This is a genomic window from Streptococcus sp. HMSC078H12, from assembly GCF_001814615.1.
In the GTDB taxonomy this organism is placed as follows: Bacteria; Bacillota; Bacilli; order Lactobacillales; family Streptococcaceae; genus Streptococcus; species Streptococcus salivarius_F.
The window spans coordinates 18,877-41,078 of sequence record NZ_KV817343.1; the positions used below are offsets into that span (position 1 = coordinate 18,877).

20 protein-coding genes and 1 pseudogene are annotated in these 22,202 nt (G+C 39.4%); 13 read left to right on the forward strand and 8 right to left on the reverse strand.

Features of this window, described 5'->3' with window-relative positions; all coding sequences use genetic code 11:
- Nucleotides 1-301: 301 nt before the first annotated feature.
- Nucleotides 302-2,551 (forward strand): 5-methyltetrahydropteroyltriglutamate--homocysteine S-methyltransferase, encoded by a 2,250-nt coding sequence (gene metE, locus HMPREF2979_RS07835; RefSeq protein WP_064525029.1) that lies wholly within the window; start codon nt 302-304, stop codon nt 2,549-2,551.
- Nucleotides 2,552-2,734: 183 nt separating this feature from the next.
- Nucleotides 2,735-3,610, forward strand: a complete 876-nt coding sequence (metF, locus tag HMPREF2979_RS07840) for a methylenetetrahydrofolate reductase [NAD(P)H] (RefSeq protein ID WP_014634607.1) — start codon at nt 2,735-2,737, stop codon at nt 3,608-3,610.
- A 138-nt stretch (nt 3,611-3,748) separates the two neighbouring features.
- Here the strand turns inward: metF and HMPREF2979_RS07845 are convergent, their stop codons facing one another.
- The 5 genes from HMPREF2979_RS07845 to HMPREF2979_RS07865 all read right to left on the reverse strand — a co-directional run bounded on the left by HMPREF2979_RS07845 (nt 3,749) and on the right by HMPREF2979_RS07865 (nt 8,069).
- Nucleotides 3,749-5,467, reverse strand: a complete 1,719-nt coding sequence (locus tag HMPREF2979_RS07845; protein WP_037600760.1) for a phospho-sugar mutase — start codon at nt 5,465-5,467, stop codon at nt 3,749-3,751.
- A gap of 152 nt (nt 5,468-5,619) precedes the next feature.
- Nucleotides 5,620-6,180, reverse strand: coding sequence for an ECF transporter S component (locus tag HMPREF2979_RS07850; protein WP_004182060.1), 561 nt, complete (start codon nt 6,178-6,180; stop codon nt 5,620-5,622).
- 66 nt (nt 6,181-6,246) lie between these two features.
- On the reverse strand, nt 6,247-6,819 hold the full coding sequence (locus HMPREF2979_RS07855; protein WP_022496698.1) for an ECF transporter S component: 573 nt from the start codon (nt 6,817-6,819) through the stop codon (nt 6,247-6,249).
- A gap of 28 nt (nt 6,820-6,847) precedes the next feature.
- Nucleotides 6,848-7,393, reverse strand: a complete 546-nt coding sequence (coaC, locus tag HMPREF2979_RS07860) for a phosphopantothenoylcysteine decarboxylase (RefSeq protein WP_022496697.1) — start codon at nt 7,391-7,393, stop codon at nt 6,848-6,850.
- A complete protein-coding gene (locus HMPREF2979_RS07865; RefSeq protein ID WP_022496696.1) occupies nt 7,386-8,069 on the reverse strand; it encodes a phosphopantothenate--cysteine ligase in 684 nt (227 codons plus the stop codon). The genes coaC and HMPREF2979_RS07865 overlap by 8 nt, the downstream gene beginning before the upstream one ends.
- Nucleotides 8,070-8,263: 194 nt before the next feature.
- On the opposite strand from HMPREF2979_RS07865, the gene HMPREF2979_RS07870 reads away from it, so the two are divergent.
- The 3 genes from HMPREF2979_RS07870 to HMPREF2979_RS07880 all read left to right on the forward strand — a co-directional run bounded on the left by HMPREF2979_RS07870 (nt 8,264) and on the right by HMPREF2979_RS07880 (nt 12,212).
- Nucleotides 8,264-9,934, forward strand: a complete 1,671-nt coding sequence (locus HMPREF2979_RS07870; RefSeq protein WP_070656048.1) for a formate--tetrahydrofolate ligase — start codon at nt 8,264-8,266, stop codon at nt 9,932-9,934.
- A 198-nt stretch (nt 9,935-10,132) separates the two neighbouring features.
- The gene (locus tag HMPREF2979_RS07875) at nt 10,133-10,807 is read left to right on the forward strand and encodes a response regulator transcription factor (protein WP_049546057.1); all 675 of its coding nucleotides are present in this window, start codon (nt 10,133-10,135) and stop codon (nt 10,805-10,807) included.
- Nucleotides 10,797-12,212: a sensor histidine kinase gene (locus tag HMPREF2979_RS07880; protein ID WP_070656050.1), complete on the forward strand. Its 1,416-nt coding sequence runs from the start codon at nt 10,797-10,799 to the stop codon at nt 12,210-12,212. Before HMPREF2979_RS07875 ends, HMPREF2979_RS07880 begins: the two co-directional genes overlap by 11 nt.
- A 77-nt stretch (nt 12,213-12,289) precedes the next feature.
- On the opposite strand, the gene rpsT is transcribed toward HMPREF2979_RS07880, so the two are convergent.
- Nucleotides 12,290-12,526: a 30S ribosomal protein S20 gene (rpsT, locus tag HMPREF2979_RS07885; protein WP_004182129.1), complete on the reverse strand. Its 237-nt coding sequence runs from the start codon at nt 12,524-12,526 to the stop codon at nt 12,290-12,292.
- 69 nt (nt 12,527-12,595) lie between these two features.
- The gene (gene coaA, locus HMPREF2979_RS07890; RefSeq protein ID WP_013990467.1) at nt 12,596-13,516 is read right to left on the reverse strand and encodes a type I pantothenate kinase; all 921 of its coding nucleotides are present in this window, start codon (nt 13,514-13,516) and stop codon (nt 12,596-12,598) included.
- A gap of 112 nt (nt 13,517-13,628) precedes the next feature.
- Here coaA and HMPREF2979_RS07895 point away from each other — a divergent pair, with 112 nt between their 5' ends.
- From HMPREF2979_RS07895 to HMPREF2979_RS07930, 8 genes are all read left to right on the forward strand, one after another.
- Entirely contained in the window at nt 13,629-14,219 is a 591-nt protein-coding gene (locus HMPREF2979_RS07895) for a class I SAM-dependent methyltransferase (RefSeq protein WP_013990468.1), read from the forward strand.
- Entirely contained in the window at nt 14,216-15,493 is a 1,278-nt protein-coding gene (locus tag HMPREF2979_RS07900; protein WP_070656053.1) for a pyrimidine-nucleoside phosphorylase, read from the forward strand. The genes HMPREF2979_RS07895 and HMPREF2979_RS07900 overlap by 4 nt, the downstream gene beginning before the upstream one ends.
- Nucleotides 15,494-15,526: 33 nt before the next feature.
- Nucleotides 15,527-16,189 (forward strand): deoxyribose-phosphate aldolase, encoded by a 663-nt coding sequence (gene deoC, locus HMPREF2979_RS07905; RefSeq protein ID WP_070656055.1) that lies wholly within the window; start codon nt 15,527-15,529, stop codon nt 16,187-16,189.
- A complete protein-coding gene (locus HMPREF2979_RS07910; RefSeq protein WP_070656058.1) occupies nt 16,176-16,574 on the forward strand; it encodes a cytidine deaminase in 399 nt (132 codons plus the stop codon). Before deoC ends, HMPREF2979_RS07910 begins: the two co-directional genes overlap by 14 nt.
- A gap of 67 nt (nt 16,575-16,641) precedes the next feature.
- The gene (locus HMPREF2979_RS07915; RefSeq protein ID WP_315968257.1) at nt 16,642-17,706 is read left to right on the forward strand and encodes a BMP family lipoprotein; all 1,065 of its coding nucleotides are present in this window, start codon (nt 16,642-16,644) and stop codon (nt 17,704-17,706) included.
- A 113-nt stretch (nt 17,707-17,819) separates the two neighbouring features.
- Nucleotides 17,820-19,358: an ABC transporter ATP-binding protein gene (locus HMPREF2979_RS07920; protein ID WP_004182399.1), complete on the forward strand. Its 1,539-nt coding sequence runs from the start codon at nt 17,820-17,822 to the stop codon at nt 19,356-19,358.
- Nucleotides 19,351-20,418 (forward strand): ABC transporter permease, encoded by a 1,068-nt coding sequence (locus HMPREF2979_RS07925; RefSeq protein WP_070656062.1) that lies wholly within the window; start codon nt 19,351-19,353, stop codon nt 20,416-20,418. Before HMPREF2979_RS07920 ends, HMPREF2979_RS07925 begins: the two co-directional genes overlap by 8 nt.
- Before the next feature lies 1 nt (nt 20,419).
- Nucleotides 20,420-21,376 carry an ABC transporter permease gene (locus HMPREF2979_RS07930; RefSeq protein ID WP_004182401.1) on the forward strand — a complete coding sequence of 319 codons (957 nt, stop codon included), beginning with the start codon at nt 20,420-20,422 and terminating at the stop codon, nt 21,374-21,376.
- Nucleotides 21,377-21,489: 113 nt separating this feature from the next.
- Here the strand turns inward: HMPREF2979_RS07930 and HMPREF2979_RS07935 are convergent.
- Nucleotides 21,490-22,119, reverse strand: a pseudogene (locus HMPREF2979_RS07935) (MBL fold metallo-hydrolase); the annotation flags it as partial.
- Nucleotides 22,120-22,202: the final 83 nt, after the last annotated feature.

Below are 22,202 nucleotides of genomic sequence, written 5' to 3' on the forward strand. Positions count from 1 at the left end.
TACATCATCTTGGCTTCAAGAGCAAGTACTGAGCACCTATAGAGCTTAGTATACTAATCCTAGTAAATAATAGAGTCTCTAGACAAAAGTCTAGGGATTTTTTGTTATAAAAAAGGATTTATCAGGTTTATATATAGTTATTAGCTATAACAATATCTAAACAAAAGGAGATAACGGGAGCTGGAAACCCTTTGTTTTATAGGTTATAGTCTAAAACTATATATAGAGAAAACTAATAGCAATTATACAGCCACCCATTTCTTTGGTAAGATAAGTTCAACAACAAAGAGGAGGACACAAGATGTCAACTACTATCATTGGTTTCCCACGTTTGGGTGAATTCCGCGAATTAAAATTTACAACAGAAAAATACTTTAGAAATGAAATTACTGCAGATGAACTTTTAACAGCAGCCAAAGACTTGCGTGCAAAACACTGGAATATTGTTAAAGAGAAAGGTATTAGTGAAATTCCTTCAAATGATTTTTCACATTACGATAACTTCCTTGATGCAGCTTTCCTTTTCAACGTCGTACCTGAATCTGTTCAGAACTTGAATTTGACAGATCTTGAACGTTACTTTGCTTTGGCGCGTGGTTACCAAGGTGAAAAAGGGGATGTACGTGCCCTTCCTATGAAAAAATGGTTTAACACTAACTACCATTACATCGTTCCTAAATTTGAAAAAACAACAGAAGTTAAACTTGCTGGTCACAAGATTTTTGATGAGTACCAAGAAGCTAAAGAATTGGGACTTAACACACGTCCAGTTGTCGTTGGACCATTCACTTTCCTTCAATTATCTGACTTTGAGGACGGTGTGAAAGCAGAAGACTTTGTAGACAGCTTTGTGGCAGCTTACCAAGAAGTCTTTGCAAAATTGGCAGAGCTTGGTGCGACTCGTATCCAACTCGATGAGCCAGCCCTTGTTAAAGATTTGACAGCTGAAGAAAAAGCTCTCTTCTTGAATCTCTACAACAAACTCTTGGCTGATAAAAAAGGTCTTGAAGTCTTGATCCAAACTTACTTTGGTGATGTTCGTGATGTCTACAATGATCTTGTGAACTTGCCAGTTGATGGTATTGGTCTTGACTTTGTTGAAGGTAAGAAAACACTTGAATTGGTTAAAGGTGGTTTCCCAGCTGATAAGACTCTCTATGCCGGTATCGTCAATGGTAAAAACATCTGGCGTAACAACTACGAGAAGAGTCTTGCAATTCTTGAACAAGTGCCAGCTGAAAATGTTGTTTTGACAACATCTTGCTCACTTCTTCATGTGCCATTTACAACTGCTAATGAAGAATTTGAACCAGCTATCTTGAACCACTTTGCTTTTGCGGTTGAAAAATTGGACGAATTGCGTGATTTGGATGCTATCCGCAATGGTCAAGGAGAAGAAGCCCTTGCTGCTAACAAAGAACTCTTTGCGACTGAGCGTGTTGGTGAAAATGCTGAACTTCGTGCCCGTATTGCAGGCTTGACTGAAGCTGATTACACTCGTTTGCCAGCATTCGCAGAACGTGAAGCGATTCAAAAAGATGCTTTCAAACTTCCATTGCTTCCAACAACAACTATCGGTTCATTCCCTCAAACTAAGGAAGTTCGTGCGAAACGTTTGGCTTTCCGTAAGAATGAATTGTCACAAGAAGAATACGATGCTTTCCTTGCTGAAATCACTGATGAATGGATTAAATGGCAAGAAGAAGTTGGATTTGACGTGCTTGTTCACGGTGAATTCGAACGTAATGACATGGTTGAATACTTCGGTCAAAACTTGTCAGGTTACCTCTTCTCTAAAAATGGTTGGGTTCAATCATACGGTATGCGTGGAGTTAAACCACCAATCATCTGGGGTGATGTGACTCGTCTTAACCCAATTACTGTGAAATGGTCTAGCTACGCACAAAGCCGTACAGACAAACCTGTTAAAGGTATGTTGACTGGACCTGTTACTATCCTTAACTGGTCATTCCCACGTGAAGATATCTCTATCAAGGATTCAACTCTTCAAATTGCTCTTGCAATCAAAGATGAAGTTCTTGACCTTGAAGCTGCAGGCGTGAAAATTATCCAAATTGACGAAGCTGCTCTTCGCGAAAAATTGCCGCTCCGTCGTAGTGACTGGTATGAAGACTACCTCGACTGGGCAATTCCAGCCTTCCGTTTGGTACACTCAACTGTAGCACCAGACACACAAATCCACACTCACATGTGTTACTCAGAATTTACAGATATCATCCCAGCCATTGACAACTTGGATGCAGACGTTATCTCATTTGAAGCTAGTCGTTCAAATCTTGAAATCTTGGACGAACTTAAAGCTCAAAACTTCCAAACAGAAGTTGGACCTGGGGTTTACGATATCCACTCACCACGTGTTCCACAAGACGGTGAAATTGACCACACTATCGAAGCAATCTTGGCTAAAGTACCAAGCGGTAAAGTATGGATCAACCCTGACTGTGGTTTGAAGACTCGCGGAATCAAAGAAACTAAAGAAAGCTTGATCAAGCTTGTAGAAGCTGCAAAAGCAGCTCGCGAAAACTTGTAAGCAGAAGTTATCATATGTTGAAGACCTTCTTCCTTAAGTGTAGAAGGTTTTCAATAGCGAATAATGTTCTAAAGATTTTTGCAAGCAGGCTATGATTGACAAGTGTACTCTACTTATGAAGTCAGTAGGCACTTAAGACAGCTTTCGTCTTAACAAAAATCTAAAAAGAAGAAGGTATAAAATATGACAAGCCAAACACCATCACTCTCTTTTGAAGTCTTTCCACCTAACCCAGCAGTAGGTAACGAAAAAATCCTACGTGCCCTTGAGGATATGCAAGGATTGGCTCCACACTTTATCAGTGTGACAGCTAGTAATAACAAATATAATATCAAAGAGACAACGGTTCCTTTGGCAGATCATATTCAAAATGACCTAGCCATCCCAACGATTGCTCACCTTCCAGCTATCTATTTGAGTAAAGAAAAGGTTGCTGATACCTTACGTGACTTGGATGCTGTTGGTGTACACCGTATCTTAGCCCTACGTGGCGATATTATTCCAGGTGTGGAACCTCTTAAAGACTTTAGATATGCCACTGATTTGATTGAGTTTATTAAGGAAGAAGCTCCTCAATTTGATATCATCGGTGCCTGCTATCCTGAAGGGCATCCAGATTCGCCAAATCAAATCTCTGATATCCAAAACCTTAAGAAAAAGGTTGATGCAGGTTGTTCTAGCCTTGTAACTCAACTCTTCTTTGACAATGAACGTTTCTATGATTTTCAAGATAAATGCACCTTGGCTGGAATTGACGTACCAATTCATGCGGGTATTATGCCTATCTTGAATCGTAACCAAGCACTACGTTTGCTTAAGACTTGTGAAAATATCCATTTGCCACGTAAGTTCCGTGCCATTTTGGATAAGTATGAGCATGATCCTGAGTCACTTAGAGCAGCCGGTCTTGCTTATGCGATTGACCAGATTGTCGACCTTGTTACGCAGGATGTTGCAGGTGTTCACCTCTACACCATGAATAATGCAGAAACTGCTCGTCATATTCACGAAGCTACTCATTCCTTGTTTAAGCATCATTCACAAGTTAGCGCTCTATAATTGAATCATAAAATTACCACCTATAGTTTAATCTATAGGTGGTTTATTGGTTCTAGTAGTAAAAAAGATAGCTTGCTTCCGTAATCCAAGTTTTGTCGGTATAAAAAAGACTTAGAGCTTAGCTCTAAGTCTTAAATATTATTCGCCTACGAAAGCATTGATTTCTGCTTCGATATTTGCAATTTTTTCTTTGGCATCTGCTTCAGATTCACCAACTGTAGCGATGTAGAATTTGATTTTTGGTTCTGTACCTGAAGGACGAACGGCAAACCATGAATCATCAGCCAAGATGTATTTAAGTACGTTACTTGGAGGAGTTGTCAATTTTTCAACGCCGTCAGCAGTAGTAGCTGTTTGTTCCAAGAAGTCTTCTGTCTTAGCAATGTCTGTGTTGTTGAATTGTTTAGGAGCATTGCCACGGAATTTATCCATGATTTTCTTGATTTCAGCAGCTCCGTCAACACCTGAAAGGGTAACAGAGATAGTTTTTTCTGCGAAGTAACCATATTGTTTGTAGATTTCTTCGATACCATCTGCCAAAGTCATACCACGTGAGCGGTAGTAAGCTGCGATTTCAGCAACGATAAGAACGGCTTGGATAGCATCTTTGTCACGTACGAATGGTTTGATGAGGTAACCGAAGCTTTCTTCGAAACCAAGCATGTAAGTGTGGTTGTGTTGTGTTTCAAATTCATGGATTTTTTCACCGATAAATTTGAAACCAGTCAAGACGTTAAACATAGTTGCGCCGTAGCTTTCTGCAATCTTAGTCACCAACTCAGTTGATACGATTGATTTACAGAGGGCAGCATTTGCAGGAAGTGTACCAGCTGTTTTGTGAGCTTCAAGAATGTATTTAGCAATGATAGCTCCGATTTGGTTACCAGAAAGGTTGAGGTAAGAACCGTCTGGTTGGCGGATTTCAACACCAAGGCGGTCAGCATCTGGGTCAGTTGCAACCAATACATCAGCGTCTACTTTGCGACCAAGTTCTTCAGCAAGAGCAAAGGCAGCTTGGTTTTCAGGGTTTGGAGATTTAACAGTTGAGAAGTCAGCATCAGGAACAGCTTGAGCTTCAACAACTTGAACAGCTTCAAATCCAGCTTGGGCAAGAGCACGACGAGCCAACATTTCACCAGTACCATGAAGTGGAGTGTAGACAATCTTCATGTCGCGACCGTATTCATTGATCAAGTCTTGGTTGATGTTAACGCCTTTCACTTCTTTCAAGTATTCAGCGTCGACGTTTTCACCGATAACTTCAATCAAGCCGCTAGCTTTGCTTTCTTCAAGATCAGCCAATTGCACAGTGAAAGGATTTTCGATAGCACGGATGTAATCTGTCAAAGCATCGGCATCTGCAGGTGGCATTTGTCCACCGTCTTCACCATAAACCTTGTATCCATTAAATGGAGCAGGGTTGTGGCTAGCTGTTACCATGATACCAGCAAATGTGTGGAGATGACGAACAGCAAATGACAATTCAGGTGTTGGACGTAGGCTTTCAAATACATAAGATTTGATACCGTGTGCAGCCAAAACTTGAGCAGATTCAAAAGCAAACTCAGGAGAGAAGTGACGGCTATCGTAAGCAATAGCAACACCACGTTTTTTAGCTTCTTCCCCTTTTGAGTCAATCAATTGGGCCAAACCTTCAGTTGCTTGGCGAACAACGTAAATGTTAATGCGGTTAGTACCAGCACCAATCAATCCACGCATACCAGCTGTACCGAATTCAAGGTTGGTATAGAAGGCATCTTCTTTCGTTTTTTCATCCATTGCGACCAACTCATCACGAAGGTAAGCAGGCAATTCAGCGAAGTCGAGCCATTTTTGATAATTTTCAGTGTAAGACATAGCAATCTCCTTTATATTTTTAACCGCTTACATTATAACAAATTTTTTCAGAAAATTCTAGCGATAATTGTAAATCTTTTTAAAAAGAAAATGGTATCTAAAATGTAAATGAAAATAAAAGAGCCAAGACATATCAGTCTCGACCTAACTAATTATTTTAATCTTTCAAGTGTCGGAACGGCTGCAGTTGTGACAAGAACTGTAGCAATAACTTCAATAAGAGAGTTTGTTGTCAAAATTAAAGCAAGAAAATGTTGAAAACTACCACCATAGATGTTACCGAAGAAGATATAAATTCCCAATAGAACAAAAATGGTATTGGTCATAGACCCGACAATAGCAGCTGTCACTAAACCAGTACGATTGTGTAGCCATCGATAGACGAAGTAAGGAGTCACTCCGATTAAAATACGTGGAAACAGTGCAATAATGAGAGAATAGAGATTTCCATGTGAGACAAAGGGACTAAAGAGGAAACTTGCTGGCGTCAAAACCAATGTATTCATGGTCACACTAAAGAGGCCCATGAGGAGTCCCAAAACAGCTCCGATTCTAGGTCCATAAATGACGGAAGCGATAACAACAGGAATATGAACTAAGGTCGGTTGAATACCAGACGGAACAAATTCGAGAATGAAGGAAGTTACAAAATGAATGGTGAGCATTACTGCAAAAAAGATGGCAATTCTTGCAATAGCGGTTGATTTTTTCATAAAAATTCTCCTTAACGGTTTATAGAATAGTATCTGATTTTCGGCACTATCCATAGATTAAATGATTTATTTTTTCAATCGCAGTAACACTGGTGTGATACTTAGAGTTAACAGACCGGCGATAATCATTTCAGCAATCGAATTTGTTGTGAAAATGGTTGCCATCAGTGTTTTGCCACCTGCTGTGTAGAAGTTAGGGATTAGGAAATAGATGCCGAGAAGTACGAAAAATGTATTTGTGAAAGCACCTAAAACCCCAGATAGCATCAGACCTAGACGGTTTTGAAGTAATTTGTAGACAAAGTAAGGGAAAATACCGATCAGGATACGAGGAACGATGGCAATGACTGCAGATGCCCAAGTTCCCCCTTCAACAAAAGGACTAAAGAGATAGCTACTAACCGTATAGATAACAGTGTTTCGAATAATACTCATAATTCCCATGAAGCCACCCAAATAAGCTCCAATTTTAGGACCGTAGACGATGCTAGCGATAATAACTGGGATATGGGTTAGGGTTGGTTTGATTGGAAGTACAAAAGCAGCAAAGATGGTTTGACTGAGTACTTCGATTACAACCATTGTAGCTATCAAGAGGGATAACTGAGCCGTTTGGTTTGCTTTATTTTTCTTATTCATCATAAACTCCTTTTTATTCTCTGCAAGGCTATTTTGTTAAAGCATTGTCAATGGATTCAATAATGTCATCAATATCAGCTAAGGCACCACGTCCTGTATCTCCACAAGCCAGTAAACCTGATTTTGGAAGAATTTCTTGGTAGCCAAGGTCATGCAAAGTATTTAGATTCTTCTTAGTCAGTGGATTTTCATACATTTTCGTATTCATTGCAGGGGCAATTAGTTTTGGGGTGGTGCTAGGTAAAGCTAAAGCAGTAGCAGTAAGCATATTATCGGCTAGACCATATGCTAATTTGGCAATGGTATTTGCTGAAGCTGGAGCTACAACAAAGAGGTCAGCTTCTTTACCTAAGTCAATATGATTAATACGTTCAGCCAATTTTTCTTCCATGACATCAGTGTGAACAGGGTTCTTCGAAAGGACTTGAAGTGTCAGAGGGGTGATAAAGGCTTGAGCAGCTTCAGTCATAATGACGTGAACGTCATAACCTTTTTTCTTTAACCTACTTGTTAGATCAGCTGCTTTATAGGCAGATATTGATCCTGAAACAGCAAGGATGATACGTTTAGTCATGGCATATCCTTTCAAATAAGGCTCGAGCAATCGCAGATTTAGTCGTAACTTTCTCCTCGTTTTTTTCGTCAACAAGATAGGCAATATGCTGATTTGGAGTAATGTCACTCAAGTCGTTGGCAACAATAATATCAGCTTTGTTGTGTTTCAGACTTGCACGAGCAACCTCAAAAAGCTCTTCTTTACTTACATTAACCAAAAGTTTGAAGCCAATCAATTGAATATCAGGATTCCATTGTTTGACGAGGCTAATGACCTTCGGTGTTTTTTTAAGAAAAAGAACCTGATAATCAGAAGCCGATGATATCTTGCTTTCAGTGTTAGATTTATGCAAGAATTGAGCGAGATCTTCGGTGTCCTCCAGTTCAGCAAAATCCGTCATATAAATAGGAGTATAATCAGAGACTGCCATACTATGTATAAGAACATCGTGCTCTTTGACGAGTGGCTCCATCTTTTTGAGAAGACTTTCTACGTTCGTAATTTCTGTAATCTTTAGATTTTCTTTCGGTTCTGGTTTAACCGCTGTCTTGGTCGTTACTAAGGTTACTTGGTGACCCTTAGCCAAGAAAAGTTCAGCGATTTCCTTTCCTAGATAACCTGTTGAATGGTTTGTGATTCCACGTACAGCATCAATCTTTTCAGTGGTACCACCCGATGTAATCAAAATTTTCATAGTAGTATTGTACTAAAAATTGGGTCTTTAGTAAATAAAAAGTAAGTATTTTTGAGGCGTACCCCTATAAATTAAAGTTATAACGATTTATAACAAAACAAAAACCGAACATTGAAAAGTAATTAACCAAAAATAATGCGTTTTTTATCAAACTCTGATATAATAGACTTTAGAAAAATATAGAGGAGTGTCTCATGAAAACAGATATCGAAATTGCTCAAAGTGTAGAATTAAAACCAATCACAGAAGTAGTTGAAAAAGTTGGAATCGGCTTTGACGATTTGGAACTCTACGGAAAATATAAGGCAAAATTGTCATTTGATAAAATCAATGCAGTCAAAGACAATAAGCCAGGAAAATTGATTTTGGTAACAGCCATCAACCCAACACCAGCAGGTGAAGGTAAATCAACCATGTCAATCGGCCTTGCAGACGCTCTTAACAAAATTGGTAAGAAAACAATGATTGCCCTTCGTGAACCATCACTTGGTCCGGTTATGGGAATCAAAGGTGGTGCTGCAGGTGGTGGCTACGCTCAAGTGCTCCCGATGGAAGATATCAACCTCCACTTCACAGGGGATATGCACGCTATTACTACAGCAAATAATGCTTTGTCAGCCCTTCTTGACAACCATATTCATCAAGGAAATGCTCTCGGCATTGACCAACGTCGTATCATTTGGAAACGTGTGGTTGACCTTAATGACCGTGCGCTTCGTCATGTAAACGTTGGTCTTGGCGGACCACTTAATGGTATTCCACGTGAAGATGGTTTTGATATTACTGTTGCGTCTGAAATCATGGCGATTCTTTGCTTGGCTACTGATATTAATGACCTTAAAGAACGTTTGGCTAACATTGTAGTTGCCTACCGTTATGACCGTACACCAGTTTATGTACGTGATCTTGAAATAGAAGGTGCGCTTACCCTTATTCTTAAAGATGCCATCAAACCTAACTTGGTACAGACAATTTATGGGACACCAGCCTTGGTACACGGTGGTCCATTTGCCAACATCGCTCACGGATGTAACTCAGTTCTAGCTACAGCTACAGCTCTTCGTTTGGCTGATTATACGATTACTGAAGCAGGTTTTGGTGCTGACCTTGGTGCTGAAAAATTCCTTGATATCAAGACACCAAACCTCCCAACAACTCCTGATGCTGTTGTTATTGTTGCGACACTTCGTGCCCTTAAAATGCACGGTGGGGTAGCCAAAACTGACCTCTCTGAAGAAAATGTTCAGGCCGTTCGTGATGGCTTCGCTAACTTGAAACGTCATGTGGAAAATGTTCGTAAATTCGGTCTTCCTGCAGTCGTTGCTATTAACGAGTTTGTTGCTGATACAGAAGCTGAAATTGCAGCCCTTAAAGAACTTTGTGCAGAAATCGATGTTCCTGTTGAATTGGCTAGCGTTTGGGCTAATGGTGCTGATGGTGGTATTGACCTTGCCAACGCGGTAGTTGATGCTGTTGAAAATGGGAATGCTGACTATAAACGTCTTTATTCTGATGATGATAGCTTGGAAGAAAAAATCACTAAGATTGTTACTGAAATATATGGTGGTAAATCAGTTGTCTTCGAGAAAAAAGCTAAGAACCAACTTAAACAATTTGCCGAATTTGGTTGGGATAAATTGCCAGTATGTATGGCTAAAACACAATATAGTTTCTCAGATAACCAATTCTTGCTTGGAGCACCAGAAGGTTTTGATATCACTATTCGTGAGTTTGTTCCTAAAACAGGTGCTGGATTTATCGTGGCTCTTACAGGTGATGTTATGACCATGCCAGGTCTTCCAAAAGCTCCAGCAGCCCTTAAAATGGACGTTTCTGAAGACGGAACAGCTGTTGGTTTGTTCTAAGAAGAAATATCGATATAAAACAGTACCTATTGGTGCTGTTTTTTCGTTTCAGTTATGAAAAACTTAAGGAAAGTATAGTAGACTGAATCTAAATAAAAGAAGATCAAAGCACTAGATGATTATGTGTATTTTAGATATAATGATAAAACTTAGTCAAAGTGTTCTTTGTATCTTTGACACCTAACAAGGGGGATAACTATGATTAAAATACTACTAGTAGAAGATGATTTGAGTTTGTCCAACTCAGTTTTTGATTTTTTAGATGACTTTGCTGATGTTATGCAGGTCTTTGATGGTGATGAAGGCCTCTACGAAGCTGAAAGTGGCGTCTATGATTTGATTCTTTTAGACTTAATGTTACCTGAAAAAGATGGTTTCACTGTTCTTAGAGAATTACGTGATAAAGGTGTAACAACTCCTGTACTTATCATGACTGCCAAGGAAAGTCTAGACGATAAGGGACATGGTTTTGAACTTGGTGCGGATGACTATCTAACCAAACCTTTCTACTTAGAAGAGTTGAAGATGCGTATTCAAGCACTTTTGAAACGCTCTGGTAAATTTGACCAAAACACACTTTCTTTCGGTGATGTTCGTGTCAATCTTGCTACAAATTCAACCTTTGTGGGTGATAAAGAAGTAGAACTTCTTGGTAAAGAGTTTGATTTATTAGTTTATTTCTTACAAAATCAGAATGTGATCTTGCCTAAGTCACAAATTTTTGACCGTCTTTGGGGATTTGATAGTGATACCACGGTATCAGTTGTTGAAGTATACGTTTCTAAAATTCGTAAGAAACTTAAAGGAACAGACTTTGCTGCCAACCTCCAAACCTTGAGAAGTGTGGGGTACATTTTGAAGAATGCTGACTAAATTTTTCAATTATCTCTTTAGGAGAATCAAGTCAGACGGGTTTAAGTCGTTCATTCATTTCTTTGCTACTTTTTCTGGTATTTTCCTTATCATGACTGTCATGATTTTGCAGATTCTGAGTTACGGCGTTTATTCAAATGTGGATTCTAGTCTGAAAATGGCAGCAACTAAGACCAATTCTTATTTAGAAATGGAAATGCTAAAACGGGAACTTTTTCTGACTTCTGAGGTAGATCAAAATAATACGACAACCATCTACCAAGCCTATGATACTAAAGGATCGACAGATGAAACACCTGACTCGAGTGGCTCTAAAAAAGAATCTAAGAAGAAATCAAAGATGGAAGATGCCCCTCACGATTTATCTGTTGCGGCGAATACCAGTGTCTTAGTGCTTGATAAGAATGGAAAAGTCCTCAATGTCGTTGACAAATTTTCTAGCTTATCCAATTTACCAATAGATAAAAATAACATTGATGTTATCAGCAAGGGAAGTGCTCAGAATTATTTCGATCAAACGGAAAAGTACCGTCTGATTACTGAGAAAGTAGACAATAGCCTCTATCCTGATGCTAAGTACCTTGTTATTGCGATTAATACAACTCAATTGGAAGAAGCTACTGAACGTTATGTTAAGCTCATTGTCATCATGATGAGTTTCTTCTGGCTCTTATCTGTTGCGGCTAGTATGTATTTGGCTAAGTGGTCAAGACGTCCTATCCAGGAAAGCTTGGAGAAGCAGAAGGCTTTTGTTGAAAATGCTAGTCATGAGTTACGGACACCGCTTGCTGTGATTCAAAACAGGTTAGAAGTTCTTTTCCGCAAGCCTGAGAGTACTATTTTAGATAATTCAGAGAATATTGCATCAAGTCTTGATGAAGTACGTAATATGCGTCTGTTGACGACTAATCTCTTGAACTTGGCTCGTCGTGACGATGGTATTAAACCAGAAATCGAAACCTTAGAACCTGCTTTCTTTGATACAGTATTTACCAACTATGCCATGATTGCAGAAGAAAATGAGAAAGGTTTCACGGCTCAAAACCAAGTTGGTCGTCCAATCCAGACTGATAAAACGTTATTGAAACAGTTAATGACCATCTTATTTGATAATGCTATTAAATATACGGAAGATGACGGACATGTTACCTTTACTGTTCGCACTAATGACCGCCATCTTTATATTTCTGTAGCTGATAATGGTCCTGGGATATCAGATAGTGATAAGAAAAAAATCTTTGATCGATTTTATCGCGTAGATAAGGCTAGAACCAGACAAAAAGGTGGGTTTGGACTTGGCTTATCCCTAGCGCAACAAATTGTTTTAGCTCTTAAAGGAACAATTGTTGTTAAAGATAATCAACCAAAGGGAACGATTTTTGAAGTTAAGATTACCGGAGTTTAATCAATAAAGAAAACCTGCTAGGCGATAAGCTAGCAGGTTTTTTAGGTAATAAAAAAACTCCTAAATGGAGCTTTCAATTAGTTAGCCAATTTAGCTGCAAGACGTGATTTATCGCGGCTTGCTTTGTTTTTATGAATCAAACCTTTAGAAGCGGCTTTATCGATGCTAGCTGATGCAGCACGGTAAGCTTCTTCAGTTGGGTTAGCGTTGAATGCTTTAATAGCAGTACGCAAAGCTGATTTTTGAGCTGAGTTTTTTTCGTTTTGTTTAACGTTAAGTTCAGCGCGTTTGATAGCTGATTTAATATTTGCCAATGTTTTCACCTCCAAAATTTATCTAACTATGTCATTATACGTTATTTTAGGCCCCTTGGCAAGCTTTTTCTATTTTTTTAAGTGGATGAAGTCGATTTTATGATTGTCTCCCTTGTGAAGAATCAGTTCAGCTCGACTTCGTGTAGGTTCGATATAATTTTCCAGGTTAACCAAATTGATATCACGCCAGGTTTTTTGTGCTAAAGATAAAGCTTCATCCTTACTAAATTTAGTGAAACGATGGTAGTAGTTATTTTCATCTTTTTTGGCGAGCTCAAGAAGGGTTTGAAAACGTTCGAGATACCAGGATTCGATATTATTAACTTCAGCGTCAATGTAGAGAGAAAAATCAAAATAGTCACTCATGTAAAGTCGTTGGTTAATAGGGTTCTGGAAAACATTAATCCCTTCGACAATTAGAAAATTGGGCTGTCTGATTTCTTGGGTAAGTCCTGGTACAATATCATAAATTTCATGAGAGTAAACAGGAATATTGACATCACCACCATTTTTTATAGTATCTAAAAAGTTGAGAAGAAGTGGCATATCGTAGGACTCAGGGAAGCCCTTACGATTAAGGATGCCTTTTTCTTTCAAGGTTTGGTTAGGATAGAGAAAGCCATCAGTTGTCACAAGTTCAACATTAGATTGGGGAAAGGTACGCTGCAACAAGAGTTGAAGCAAACGACTGGTAGTGGATTTGCCAACAGCAACTGAACCAGATACCCCAATAATAAATGGACGGTTAGTCTGTGATTTTTGTAAAAAGATACTCTTAGAAAAGGTTAGATCGTTGGCAGTTTTCTGATAGATACGAATGAGATTGATAAGGGGAAGATAAATGTCACTAACTTCTTGCACATCAATCTTATCATTAAGGCTTCGAATGGAATCCAGTTCTTCTGCAGTCAATGGGGCATTGTCCTCTTTATGAAGGCGTTGCCATTCCTTGCGTGATATCGTTTCGAAATTGATAAATTCATTTAGCATAAATAACATTATAGCAGAAAAAAAGGTCGAATGTAAGCCTTGTCATTTCACTAGCCTTACTTTAGTATTTATGATACGATAAAGAAAAAGTACTATCTAGAAGGAAAAAATAATGTCAAAAATGTATTATGCTGAGACGCCAGATGCGGCTCATGATATTCATGATTTAAAGGTTAATTTATTAGGAGAAAGTTTTCAGTTTTATACAGATGCTGGGGTTTTCTCTAAAAAAATGATTGATTTTGGGAGTCAAGTGCTTTTGAGTGCATTAGATTTGGAAGCTGGCAAAACGCTTTTAGATGTGGGTTGTGGCTATGGTCCTCTCGGTATCAGTTTAGCCAAGGTCCAAGGAGTTAAAGTCACTATGATTGACATCAATAGTAGGGCGATTGATTTAGCTAGACAAAATGCTCAACGAAATAAGGTTGAAGCTACTATCTTCCAATCAAATATCTATGAAAATGTCACTGGAAGTTTTGACTATATTATTTCTAATCCACCTATCCGTGCGGGCAAGAAGGTGGTTCATCAAGTGATCGCGGAGGCATATGATTATCTCAATCAAGGTGGTAACCTAACTATTGTTATTCAGAAAAAACAAGGTGCTCCGTCAGCTAAGGCTAAGATGGAGGATGTGTTTGGTAATGCTGAAGTCGTTAAAAAGGATAAAGGATATTATATCCTTAGAAGTGAGAAAATATGAGAACAGTTGATTTAATTGAAAAGAAAAGAGATGGTGGGGAGTTAAGCACAGCGGAAATTTCATATCTCATTAATGGCTATGTGTCTGGGGAAATACCTGACTATCAGATAGCTGCTCTGGCGATGGCGATTTATTATCAAGGTATGTCTATTCGTGAAATCCATGATTTGACCACTGATATGGTTGCTTCAGGCGAACAATATGATTTGTCAGAAATTCCAGGTGTTAAGGTAGATAAACATTCGACCGGAGGCGTTGGTGATAAGGTAACCATCATTCTGATGCCGCTTGTAGCTAGCTTTGGTGTTCCAGTGGCTAAGATGAGTGGTCGTGGTCTCGGACACACAGGTGGAACGATTGACAAATTAGAGTCTATCAAAGGCTATCAGGTTGAGCGTAGTAAGGAAGAATTCATTCAGCAAGTTAAAGACATTGGGATTTCCCTTATTGGTCAGTCTGAGCATTTGGTTAAGGCTGATAAACTTCTTTATGCCTTGCGTGATGTCACTGCAACAGTAGATTCCATTCCTCTAATCGCAAGCTCTGTTATGTCCAAAAAGATAGCAGCAGGCGCTGATAAGATTTTACTGGATGTTACTGTTGGTCAAGGCGCTTTCATGAAAAATATGTCTGACGCTGAGAAGTTGTCTGAGACCATGGTTGCACTAGGTCATGAGGTCAATCGTGAAACCATTGCAGTTATTACAGATATGAGTCAGCCACTAGGTAAGGCTATTGGTAACCGTTTAGAAATCACAGAGGCTATTGAAATTATGCAAGGTAAGGGACGTGAAGATATCACTGACTTTATCTGTGAGTTGGCTGAGATTCTATTAGATTTAGCTCAGGTTGAAGCTAGCCAGGAAGAGATTCGTCAGCACTTAGTGGGTGGAAAAGCCCTTGCTAAGTTTGAAGAACTCATTCAAGCTCAAGGTGGTGATTTGACCGATCTTTATCGTTATAGCAGTGCGCCTGTCGTGACAGATATTCATGCTCATGAAACAGGTTACATTAAAGAGTTACCTGCTATGGCATTTGGAAAATTTGCTATGCAATTAGGAGCAGGTCGAGCTACGAAGTCAGATAGTCTTAATTATGAAACAGGAGTTGTATTTGAAAAGAAAGTTGGCGATTCTGTGACTCAGGGAGACCTTATTGCCAAGGTCTATAGCCAAGAAATTTTATCTGAAAAAATGCTGACTGAATTCGAAAAAAATGTTATTATGGGTAGTGAATGTAAAGAAACGACAGAAATATTAAAAATAATTCGCTAACACTTAATTTAATCCTAATCAAGGAGTTTGTTTATGTCTGTTAATAGCTATATTGACCATACCTTACTAAAAGCTGATGCTAATAAAGAACAGATTCTTTCCTTAATTGATCAGGCTAAGAAGTATGAGTTTGCCAGTGTCTGTGTTAATCCAACTTGGGTTAAAACGGCAGCTGAATTGCTAAATGATAGTTCTGTTAAAGTTTGTACGGTTATTGGTTTTCCTTTGGGAGCATCGACCTCTGCAGTTAAGGCTTTTGAAGCCAAGGATGCTATTGCCAATGGAGCGGATGAAATTGATATGGTAATCAATATCGGTGCTCTTAAATCTAGAAATCTTAAATTAGTTGAAGACGATATTAAAGCTGTTGTTGAAGCTAGTGGAAGTAAACTTGTAAAGGTTATCATTGAAACTTGTCTATTGACTGATGAAGAAAAGGTCGAAGCTTGCCAATTAGCAAAACTGGCAGGTGCAGATTTTGTGAAGACATCTACAGGGTTTTCTACTGGTGGTGCTACCATTGAAGATATTGAACTTATGCGAGAAGCTGTTGGTCCTATTATGGGAGTCAAGGCATCTGGTGGAGCACGTACACTTGAGGCGGCTAAAGCCTTTATCAAAGCTGGTGCAACCCGTATTGGTACTTCGTCAGGAGTGGCCATTATGAAAGGGCAAGAAAGTCATGATAGCTACTAAAAAAGAGAAAGTAATAAAAGTGGCGCAAGAAGCAGCTGAAAATGCCTATGTTCCTTATTCTCAGTTTAGAGTTGGAGCTGCATTGCTTACAAAGGATGGGCACATTTTTCAAGGATGTAACATTGAAAATGCCTCATTCGGATTGACCAATTGTGCAGAAAGAACAGCCATTTTTAAGGCTGTATCTGAAGGGTATAGAGACTTTGAATGTCTCGCAGTATACGGAGACACCAAAGAGCCTATCTCACCGTGTGGTGCTTGTCGCCAAGTGATGGTCGAATTTTTAAAATCAGATTCTAAAGTGATTCTTATCGCTGAAGATAAATCGACAGTCGAGATGACAGTCGGAGAGTTGTTACCATACTCTTTTACGGACTTACAATAGTCTAGTTGTTTTATTCTTTATTAAGCAAGTTTTCTTGCAAGTTATAGGAGGAGTGTTCAAGATGAAATTGAACAAGAAAATTATCGGTCTTGGCCTTGTTGCTGTTGCAGCATTTGGTCTTGCAGCATGTGCACGTGGCGGACGCGGCGGATCATCAGCTGATTCAAAAGTTAAAGCTGCTATCGTAACAGATACTGGTGGGGTAGATGATAAATCATTTAACCAATCAGCATGGGAAGGGCTCCAAGCGTGGGGTAAAGCTAACAATCTTAAAAAAGATTCTGGCTTCACATACTTCCAATCTGGTTCAGAGTCTGACTTTGCAACAAACATGTCTTCAGCACAAAGTCAAGGTTACAACCTCATCTTTGGTGTTGGTTTCGCTCTTCATGATGCTGTTGCAGATGCAGCTAAAGAACACGAAGATGTTAACTATGTAATCATTGACGATGTTATTAAAGACCAAAAGAACGTTGAGAGTGTCTTGTTTGCTGATAACGAAGGTGCTTACCTTGCTGGTATCGCAGCAGCAATGCAATCAAAAACAAATAAAGTTGGTTTCATCGGTGGTCAAACATCAGATACAATTACACGTTTTGAAGCTGGTTTCACAGCCGGTGCCAAGTCAGTAAAACCTGACATCGATGTACAAGTTCAATATGCTGAATCATTCTCTGATGCGGCTAAAGGTACAACAATCGCTTCAACAATGTACGCTTCAGGCGTTGACGTAATCTACCAAGCTGCTGGTGGTACTGGTACTGGTGTCTTCACAGCTGCTAAAGATGTTAACGAAAAACTTGATGCTGACAGCGATAAGAAAGTATGGGTAATCGGTGTTGACCGTGACCAAACAGCAGAAGGTGATTACACATCTTCAGACAAGAAAAAATCTAACTTTGTTTTGACTTCAACAATCAAACAAGTTGGTACAGTTGTTAAAGATATCGCTAACGGACAAGTCAAAGGCGATAAATTCGAAGGTGGTAAAACTAAAACTTACGGTATCAAAGACGGTGGTGTTGACATTGTAACGTCTAATCTTCCTTCAGATATCAAGGATGCAGTAGAAAAAGCTAAAGAACAAATCAAGAATGGTGAATTGAAACCAACTGATGGTCTTAGCAAATAATAGTTAAGCATAAGTCTTTATAGAGCTTAAACTGAGACAATTTTTGTCTCAGCAAAGGGAAGCAGTCAATGATCCCCTTTGCTGAAATAAAAATTATTCTGAAAGGAGATTGTATGACGAAGCCAAATGTCATTGAGATGCACGATATTACCAAAAAATTTGGTGAATTCGTGGCAAATGATCATATCAATCTTGATGTGAGACAAGGAGAAATCCACGCCCTCCTCGGTGAAAATGGTGCAGGTAAGTCGACTTTAATGAATATGCTTTCAGGTCTTTTGCAACCTACGAGCGGAACCATTAAGGTTAAAGGACAAGAGGTGACGATTGATTCACCATCTAAAGCAACGAAACTGGGGATTGGGATGGTTCACCAACACTTTATGTTGGTTGAAGCTTTTACAGTTGCTGAGAATATCATTTTGGGTAGTGAGGTAACCAAAGCTGGTGGAGTCCTTGATATGAAGAAGGCTATTAAGGAAATTACCGAACTCTCCGAAAGATATGGTCTTGCAGTAGATCCAACTGCCAAAGTAGCAGATATCTCTGTTGGTGCTCAACAACGTGTTGAAATCCTTAAGACTCTCTATCGTGGGGCTGATATCTTGATCTTCGATGAACCGACTGCGGTATTGACTCCGTCTGAAATTACTGAACTTCTAAACATTATGAAGACCTTGGTTAAGGAAGGTAAGTCGATTATCCTTATTACCCATAAGTTGGATGAAATCCGTGCAGTATCTGATCGTGTCACTGTCATTAGACGTGGTAAATCAATTGATACAGTAACGATTGAAGGGTCAACAAATGCTGACTTGGCTGAAATGATGGTTGGCCATCAGGTTTCCTTCAAAACAGAGAAAATTCCTTCAAATCCAAAAGAAGTTGTTCTTTCTATTAAAGATTTGGTGGTTAACGAGAACCGTGGAGTTCCTGCTGTTAAAAACTTGTCATTGGATGTTCGAGCTGGTGAGATCATCGGTATTGCCGGTATCGATGGTAATGGCCAGACAGAACTTGTCCAAGCGATTACAGGACTTCGTAAAGTTAAGTCAGGTGATATTACCATCAAGGGTGAATCGATTATCCATAAGACAACTCGTCAGATTACTGAAATGAGTGTTGGTCATATTCCTGAAGATCGTCACCGTGATGGTATGGTCCTTGAAATGACAGTTGCTGAAAATATCGCTCTTCAAACTTACTACAAAGAGCCAAATTCTAAGAATGGTATCTTAAACTATAATGTCATCAATGCTAAAGCGCGTGAATTGATGAAAGAATTTGATGTTCGTGGTGCAGGAGAGTTAATTGCTGGTGGTGAATTATCAGGTGGTAACCAACAAAAAGCTGTTATCGCTCGTGAGATTGACCGTGACCCAGAACTTCTTATTGTAAGTCAACCAACTCGTGGTCTTGACGTTGGTGCTATTGAGTACATCCGTAAACGTATTATTGCTGAACGTGATAAAGGTAAGGCTGTTATTGTTGTCAGCTTTGAATTGGATGAAATTCTTGATATGTCAGACAGAATTGCGGTTATCTATGATGGCGCAATTCAGGGAATTCTAGATCCTGCTGAAACGAATAAGCAAGATCTTGGTATTCTTATGGCTGGTGGACAATTGAATAAGGAGGAAGCAAATGTCTAAAAAAGTACAAAATTGGGCAGTTCCTTTAATTGCTGTCCTCTTGGGAATGCTGATTGGAGCCGTTTTGATGTTAATCTTCGGTTACGATCCATTCTGGGCTTACTACGATCTCTTTACAACGGCCTTTGGTTCATTGAAAAATATTGGTGAAATTCTTCGTGCCATGAGTCCGCTGATTCTGATTGCACTTGGATTCGCTGTTGCATCTAAGGCAGGTTTCTTTAACGTTGGTTTGCCAGGACAGGCCTTGGCAGGATGGGTTTCTGCTGTATGGTTTGCCTTGTCATTCCCTGATTTGCCAAAGGTGGTTTCAGTTATCTGTACAGTCATTATTGGTTTGGTTGCAGGTGGTATCGCTGGGGCTATTCCAGGTGTTCTCCGTGCTTACTTGGGAACAAGTGAGGTCATTGTAACCATCATGATGAACTACATCATTTTGTATGTGGCAAACAATATTATTCGCTTTGGGTTTACAGCTGATATGTTGCGTTCTTCAGAAGCATCTAACAAGGTTGTAGCCTCAGCTAGTTATCAAACAGAGTTCTTATCTCAAATAACTGGTGGTTCGCGTTTCAATATTGGTTTCTTCCTGGCTCTTGCAGCTGCCTTCTTAGTTTGGTTCTTGCTTAAGAAAACAACAACTGGTTTTGAAATTACATCTGTAGGTCTTAATCCTCATGCATCAGAGTATGCAGGGATGTCATCTAAACGTGTTATTATCATGTCAATGATTATCTCAGGTGCTCTATGTGGTCTTGGAGGAACAGTAGAAGGACTTGGTACATTCCAAAATGTCTTCGTTCAAAACGCTTCATTGGCTATCGGTTGGAACGGTATGGCGGTTGCGCTGTTAGCATCTAACTCCCCTATCGGTATTCCATTTGCCGCCCTTCTTTATGGTATCTTGTCTATTGGTAAGAGTGGTATGATTGGCGTGCCACCTGAAATCATTGATGTTGTTTCAGCCTTGATTATCTTCTTTGTTGGTGCTAACTACATCATTAGATATTGGGTTCGCCCTCGTCATAAATCAGTGAAAGCTAAAGGAGGACAGAACTAATATGGACTTTATTACAATTATAGCCTTGATTGTTGCCTCTATGTTGAAATACTCAGCACCATTGATTTTTACAAGTATCGGTGGAACTTTCTCTGAACGAGGCGGTATCGTAAATGTCGGCCTTGAAGGAATTATGGTAATTGGTGCTTTCGCAGGTGTTCTCTTTAACTTGACTTTTGCAGAAAGTTTTGGAAATGCGACACCTTGGATTGCTGCGATTGTAGCAGGTCTGATTGGTGTTCTCTATTCATTGCTCCATGCGGTTGCGACAATTAACTTCCGTGCTGACCATGTTGTCTCTGGTACAGTTTTGAACCTTATCGCACCATCTTTGGCAGTATTCTTAACACGTGTTATCTATGGTGCTGGTCAAACACCTGCTATCAGTCATAACTTTAAGACTGTATCATTCCCGATCTTGGATCATATCCCTTTCTTGGGTAAAGTTTTCTTCACTAATGTTTCTTTGGTAGCGTATGTTGCTATCTTGGTTTCAGTAGCATCATGGTGGCTTATCTTCAAGACACGCTTTGGTTTGCGACTTCGTTCAGTTGGTGAACACCCACAGGCAGCCGATACACTTGGGATTAACGTTTATCGTATGCGTTACTATGGCGTTATGATTTCAGGTTTCCTTGGTGGTGTTGGTGGTGCGGTATATGCTCAATCCATCTCTAACAACTTTGCTGTTACAACAATTGCAGGTCCTGGTTTCATCGCCTTGGCTGCTATGATTTTTGGTCGTTGGAGTCCAATCGGGGCTATGCTTTCAAGTTTGTTCTTTGGATTGTCACAATCATTGGCAATTATCGGGAAACAACTTCCGCTTATTTCACATGTACCAAACGTCTACTTGCAAATTGCACCATATATCTTGACAATTATTGTCTTGGCTGCATTCTTCGGTAAAGCAGTAGCACCAAAAGCTGATGGTGTTAACTATATCAAATCTAAATAAACACACTACAGTGTTTCAGATAAGAAGGTCTATCGGCCTTCTTTTTTATTCGAGAAAAAAAGCTTGTCAGTACTTACTAAAGTAGGTGTCGACAAGCTTTTTTTCTCGAATAAAAAATGTGGGTTAAAGACCTTCTCATGACCAATAGTGGTGTCCCATCCATGACCTGGGAAAACTCTGTAGTGGTTAGGAAGTGTAAAGAGTTGCTCTTTAATACTAGTGAGTAATTGTTCGTGGTTCCCTGTTGCAAGGTCCCAGCGTCCAATTGTTTCTTTAAAGAGGGCATCACCAGAAAATACAGTTTCTTCTTTATCAAAGATAAAAGAAACACCTCCAATAGAGTGTCCTGGGGTTGGAACAACTTTAAACTGGAAATCCTCGATGTTATAATCCTGAGTGAAATCGAAGTAGTATTCTGCCGGATTGACAATAACGTCTTCCATATCGTCATGACGTGGTAGTCCAGATAAATTATCGATAGGGTTCAGCAACCAGTCTTTTTCAGCTTCAGCAACGTAAACAGGAGGATGATTGTATGCCTGACGGACTGCCTCAACACTCATAATGTGGTCGTAGTGTGTATGTGTCAAAAGGATAGCAGCAACTGGTTTGTCAATTGCTTTAAGTTCAGTTAAGATACTAGAAGTATCACTTCCTGGATCAATGACTAGACAGGCTGTATCGTTTTCTAAAATATAGGTGTTTTCCTGAGCAACAGGATTTAAAATTCGTCTTATTTTCATAGCTCTAGTGTAGCACGAATTTCAGGCTTTTTCCAATATCAGAATGATGGCTTTGTCTTTTTTTGGGGCTTTGGATATGCTAT

Coding starts and splice junctions, on each gene's coding strand:
- HMPREF2979_RS07900 (WP_070656053.1), top strand. CDS start 14,216: ATGAGAACAGTTGATTTAATTGAAAAGAAAAGAGATGGTGGGGAGTTA.
- deoC (WP_070656055.1), top strand. CDS start 15,527: ATGTCTGTTAATAGCTATATTGACCATACCTTACTAAAAGCTGATGCT.
- HMPREF2979_RS07895 (WP_013990468.1), top strand. CDS start 13,629: ATGTCAAAAATGTATTATGCTGAGACGCCAGATGCGGCTCATGATATT.
- metF (WP_014634607.1), top strand. CDS start 2,735: ATGACAAGCCAAACACCATCACTCTCTTTTGAAGTCTTTCCACCTAAC.
- metE (WP_064525029.1), top strand. CDS start 302: ATGTCAACTACTATCATTGGTTTCCCACGTTTGGGTGAATTCCGCGAA.
- HMPREF2979_RS07910 (WP_070656058.1), top strand. CDS start 16,176: ATGATAGCTACTAAAAAAGAGAAAGTAATAAAAGTGGCGCAAGAAGCA.
- coaA (WP_013990467.1), bottom strand. CDS start 13,516: ATGCTAAATGAATTTATCAATTTCGAAACGATATCACGCAAGGAATGG.
- HMPREF2979_RS07855 (WP_022496698.1), bottom strand. CDS start 6,819: ATGAATAAGAAAAATAAAGCAAACCAAACGGCTCAGTTATCCCTCTTG.
- HMPREF2979_RS07925 (WP_070656062.1), top strand. CDS start 19,351: ATGTCTAAAAAAGTACAAAATTGGGCAGTTCCTTTAATTGCTGTCCTC.
- HMPREF2979_RS07870 (WP_070656048.1), top strand. CDS start 8,264: ATGAAAACAGATATCGAAATTGCTCAAAGTGTAGAATTAAAACCAATC.
- HMPREF2979_RS07850 (WP_004182060.1), bottom strand. CDS start 6,180: ATGAAAAAATCAACCGCTATTGCAAGAATTGCCATCTTTTTTGCAGTA.
- coaC (WP_022496697.1), bottom strand. CDS start 7,393: ATGACTAAACGTATCATCCTTGCTGTTTCAGGATCAATATCTGCCTAT.
- HMPREF2979_RS07865 (WP_022496696.1), bottom strand. CDS start 8,069: ATGAAAATTTTGATTACATCGGGTGGTACCACTGAAAAGATTGATGCT.
- HMPREF2979_RS07845 (WP_037600760.1), bottom strand. CDS start 5,467: ATGTCTTACACTGAAAATTATCAAAAATGGCTCGACTTCGCTGAATTG.
- HMPREF2979_RS07875 (WP_049546057.1), top strand. CDS start 10,133: ATGATTAAAATACTACTAGTAGAAGATGATTTGAGTTTGTCCAACTCA.
- HMPREF2979_RS07880 (WP_070656050.1), top strand. CDS start 10,797: ATGCTGACTAAATTTTTCAATTATCTCTTTAGGAGAATCAAGTCAGAC.
- HMPREF2979_RS07920 (WP_004182399.1), top strand. CDS start 17,820: ATGACGAAGCCAAATGTCATTGAGATGCACGATATTACCAAAAAATTT.
- HMPREF2979_RS07930 (WP_004182401.1), top strand. CDS start 20,420: ATGGACTTTATTACAATTATAGCCTTGATTGTTGCCTCTATGTTGAAA.